General features: G+C 33.0%; 5 protein-coding genes. All 5 read right to left on the bottom strand.

Features of this window, described 5'->3' with window-relative positions; translation table 11 throughout:
* Positions 1-1367: adenine deaminase (gene ade / locus Q8907_12745; protein MDP4275137.1), on the bottom strand; the 1367-nt coding region annotated here is incomplete at its 3' end.
* A 195-nt stretch (positions 1368-1562) separates the two neighbouring features.
* Positions 1563-3434 (bottom strand): tRNA uridine-5-carboxymethylaminomethyl(34) synthesis enzyme MnmG, encoded by a 1872-nt coding sequence (gene mnmG / locus Q8907_12740; protein ID MDP4275136.1) that lies wholly within the window; start codon positions 3432-3434, stop codon positions 1563-1565.
* 13 nt (positions 3435-3447) lie between these two features.
* On the bottom strand, positions 3448-3870 hold the full coding sequence (ybeY, locus tag Q8907_12735) for an rRNA maturation RNase YbeY (protein ID MDP4275135.1): 423 nt from the start codon (positions 3868-3870) through the stop codon (positions 3448-3450).
* A gap of 1 nt (position 3871) precedes the next feature.
* Entirely contained in the window at positions 3872-4270 is a 399-nt protein-coding gene (locus tag Q8907_12730; GenBank protein MDP4275134.1) for an ATP-binding protein, read from the bottom strand.
* 204 nt (positions 4271-4474) lie between these two features.
* On the bottom strand, positions 4475-4928 hold a 454-nt coding region (locus Q8907_12725), incomplete at its 5' end, for a M23 family metallopeptidase (protein ID MDP4275133.1).

The raw sequence follows: 4928 nt of genomic DNA, 5'->3' as shown, positions 1-4928 counted from the left end.
TTTTCTACCAAAGAATTAATTGCAGCGCAAATATCGTCATCATTTGCACCAACTGCTATGATATTGTGACTATCATGGGCAATACTGCTTGCCAAAGCTCCTTTTTTTAGGCCAAAATTCTTTAAAAATCCTACCTTAGGTTTTTGATTTTGATACCGGTTTACTACGACCAGTTTTAAAATATCATTATCCACATCAGAAACCACAAGGTTATTTTCCACAAAAGGTTTTACAGATATTTTTTTTGTAGTCAATTCACCGTCAAAAGCCTCAATTACATTCATTGAATCAGATAACCATTCAACTTTTATATATTCTGGTTTTATTTTTTCAGCATGAAAATTATTTAATAAAACAGGCTTTAATTCTTCATTTTTTAAAGCCTCATTTTTGATCAGAGGTTTACCTTTTATATAAGTCTGCAGGATTATAAAATCCTTTAAATTATTTACCACAATAAAATCTGCCCAATCATTTTTTTTCAGGGTTCCTACCGGTATTTTGTAATGTTTAACCGGATTGATACAGGCAGCTTTTAATATGTTAAAAACATCAAGTCCCTTAGATAAAGCTCTTCTTACAATAGAATCAATATATCCGGAAAAGAAATCATCAGGATGAATATCATCTGTACAAAGCATGATTTTTTCCGGGTATACATCGATTAACTTATATAAACTTTCAAAATTCCTGGCTGCGCTTCCTTCACGAATCATTATAGACATTCCACAGTTGATTTTTTCAACTGCTTCATCATACGAAAATGATTCATGATCAGTAGATATTCCCTGGGAAGCATATTTTTTCAAGTCATTCCCGACCAATCCCGGAGCATGTCCATCAATTGGCTTTTTATATTTTCTGGCAGCATCCAACTTTTTTATTACCTCATTGTCCATATTTATAACACCGGGATAATTCATCATTTCTGAAAGAAAGAAAATATCCTTTCTCCTTAAGAGTTGGCCTACCGAAGCAGAATCCAGGATTGCTCCTGATGTTTCGAAAAATGTAGCAGGAACACAGGAGGGAGCTCCAAAGAAAAAGTTATAATCAGCAGTTTGGGCATTTTCAAGCATAAACAATACCCCTTCTATTCCACAGACATTGGCTATTTCATGAGGGTCACAAAGGGATGCGACTGTACCATGGCGAAGGGCATTTTTAGCAAATTCAGATGGAATTAACATTGAAGATTCAATATGCACATGCGAATCTATAAGGCCTGGAAGAATAAAACAATCGTTTTTTACATCGCATGGCAGAATATCCAGGATTTTATTGCCTTCAACAGATATTTTGCCCTTAAATATTTTTCTTCTTTCAATATCAACGATATTCCCTTCAATAGAATAAGACACGTCCATAATTTCAGAATTTTAGTTCATGTTCCACGTGGAACACAAAAACATCAAATTTAGACATCAGACTTTTAGAAAAATCAAAAACAATTACAAGGATAACAATTGAGGATTAAAAATGTAAATTTTTTTATAATAATATTTGTATATTTTTTACTGTTGTAAGTTTTTTAAAAAGCTTAAAGTTCCACGTGGAACATTTTATCTTCCCAAATAGACCAGGAGAATGTTTACATCCGAAGGAGAAACTCCAGGTATTCTTGAAGCCTGCCCTATCGTTCTTGGAGAAATCCTGGTTAATTTTTGTCTGGCCTCTGTAGATAATGAATTTAACGAACTGAAATTAAATTTGTCCGGTATTTTGATATCCTCCAGCCTTTTCATTTTTTTTGCCAATTGCTTCTCCCTTTCTATATATCCATCGTATTTCAAGGAAATTTCACAACTTTCCAATATTTCTTGGCTATTTTCGCCCAGAGTATTAGCCAGATCTGCAAGGCTTTTAACCGAACTGCACAATTCCCTTATTGATATCTCAGGCCTTAATAAAAGATCTTTTAATTTTACCCCATATTTAAGGGTGGATGATTTTTTCCTATCTAAAAAAGGATTGATCTCATCCGGAGCAATACTATATTCTTTTAAAAAATCCATGACCAAATTTTTCTTTGCATATTTTTCTCTTGTGAAATCTACTCTGTCCTTTTTTGCCAATCCAATATTATATGATAAATCCGTCAATCTCTCATCCGCATTATCCTGACGAAGTAATATCCTATATTCTGCCCTTGCAGTAAACATCCTATAGGGTTCGTCTACTCCTTTTGTAACCAAATCGTCAATCAGCACCCCTATATAAGATTGATCCCTGCTCAAAACAAATTCGGGCTCACCTTTAATTTTTAAGGCAGCATTTATTCCAGCCATTAAACCCTGGGATGCGGCTTCTTCATAACCAGTTGTTCCGTTAATCTGACCTGCGAAAAATAAATTTTCTATCCTTTTTGTTTCCAGATTATGATTCAATTGTATTGGAGGATAATAATCATATTCTATGGCATAACCAGGTCGGAATATCCGGACATTTTCAAGCCCTTTTATTTTTTTTAAACCTTCATATTGTATATCCCAGGGAAGCGAAGAAGAAAATCCATTAATATAATATTCTATGGTATGCTCACCCTCAGGTTCTAAAAATATCTGATGTTTATCCCTGCCCGAAAATGTAACGATTTTATCTTCGATACTCGGGCAATATCTCGGCCCTTTGCCTTTAATTATTCCCTGAAACAAAGGAGAATCTTTGAATCCTGTCCTTAAAATATCATGTACTGCTTTATTGGTATAGGTAATATAACAACTTCTTTGTTTTAATTTCTCTGCAGTATTTTTTAAAAATGAAAATTTCCCTTCATCGTCACCCTTTTGTTCAATGAGTTTTGAATAATCTATAGATCGGCCATCTAATCTTGCAGGAGTACCTGTTTTCATCCTTCCAACTTCAAAACCAATCTGATTCAATTGTTGTGAAATACCAATTGAGGGAAGCTCCCCTATCCTACCTCCACCGAAATGGGTTCGCCCAACATGTATCAATCCATTTAAAAATGTTCCATTGGTCAAAACAACTGCTTTTGAATAAAATGTAACATTCATTTGGGTTTTTACACCAACAACAGCATCATCCTTTAATAGTAATTCCAAAACATTATCCTGCCAGAAATCCAAATTTTCTATTCCTTCTAGCACCATTCTCCAGTGACGGCTAAACTGCATACGGTCACACTGAGACCTGGGACTCCACATAGCAGGGCCCTTTGAAATATTCAACATACGAAACTGAATGGAAGTCATATCTGTTACAATTCCCGAATATCCTCCAAGTGCATCTATTTCCCTTACAATTTGTCCTTTTGCAATTCCACCCATCGCAGGATTACACGACATCTGCCCCATTTTTGTCATATCCATGGTAATGAGTAAAGTTTTAGCCCCCATATTTGCAGAAGCAGCAGCAGCTTCACAACCTGCATGACCAGCACCAACTACAATTATATCATAATCTTTTATCATCACTTCTATCCTATCAACTAAAAAGTAATTTTAAACAACTATCTTCTTTTTCCCTCATTACAATTTTTTCCTCTTCGGTATGATCATTAAACCCGATTAAATGAAGGATACCATGTATCATCACCCTTTTTAATTCATTTTCAAAGGTTACATCATACTTTGTTGCGTTCGATTTAACAGTATCTATGCTAATATAAATGTCCCCGTTAATTACATCTTTTTTTTCGGAGTTATCAAAAGTGATGATATCCGTAAAATAATCATGAGCTAAATATTTTTGATTGATTTCAAGAATATAATTATTACTGACGAAAATATAATTAATATCACCCGCTTTAAAATGAAAAAGATGTATCACTTTCGCGATCCATCTTCTCGTATCACATTTACCTTTCAGGATAAAATCAATATCCTGGGAAAAATAATTTATTGCCAATTTATGTAAGATTAAAAATAAGTTCTACTTTACTTCCCTTATTGTAAAAATTCAATTCATCAGAGAGTTTTTCCATAAGGAAAATTCCTCTTCCATTAATATTTTCTAAATTTTCCGGAGCTGTAGGATCAGGTATATGCAAATAGTCAAAACCACAACCTTGGTCAATCACAACGATTTTTAATTCCTCTTCACTGCATACGAAACTTAAGGTCACAATTTTGGTTTCGTCTAATTTATTTCCATGGGTAATAGCATTATTAACAGCTTCAAGAGTAGCAATCAAAACATTCCCATAAATTTCGTTGCTTAAGCAGCATTGAGCAGATATTTCATCAATAATTTTTTCAATGACTCTTAAGTTTTCAATTTTAGATGAAATATTTATGCTTTTTTCCATAGATTTAGTATTTGATTTTAGCTAAAGTTATGAATTCCAGAATTAAAATTTAATTACTCTTTATACAAAAAATATTAATTTTTGGTTACTAATTTGTAGTGTAAAATTAAAATATTACAAACAAATTTTTTGTTCCAAATTACATAAAAAAATGTAAAACTCAAAAATTACAGTCCTTTACTCAATATACTAAACTAAAATATCTTAATGCCTGCTTAACCATCTGGCCGGATCCAATCTATTAAACTCTTCCCATATTTCAATATGTACAACAGAGCTATTATTTTCATTATCAAAATAAGCATATCCTAAATTCTGGCGAATATTTACATTATCACCAGCATGAACTTTTACATCAACTAAATTTTGGTATACACTTAAATAGCTTCCATGACGAATGATCACTGTATAATTAGCGCCCGGAATAGCAACAACTTTAGAAATTTCCCCACCAAAAATAGATCTTATAATAGAACCTTTGGGAACGCTTAAATCAATTCCATAATTTCTAATAATTACTCCTTTTAAAACTGGGTGTTCATGTTGACCAAAAGCACTCACAATAATACCTCTATCACAAGGCCAAGGTAATTTCCCTTTATTATCCTTAAACTTATTAGAAACTATTTTATCATAGGAATTAAGTTTGCTATAATCC

This window comes from Bacteroidota bacterium (assembly GCA_030706565.1).
Classification (GTDB): Bacteria; Bacteroidota; Bacteroidia; order Bacteroidales; family JAUZOH01; genus JAUZOH01.
The sequence above is the reverse complement of the archived record's forward strand: the minus strand, read 5'-3'. Positions and strand labels throughout refer to the sequence as shown.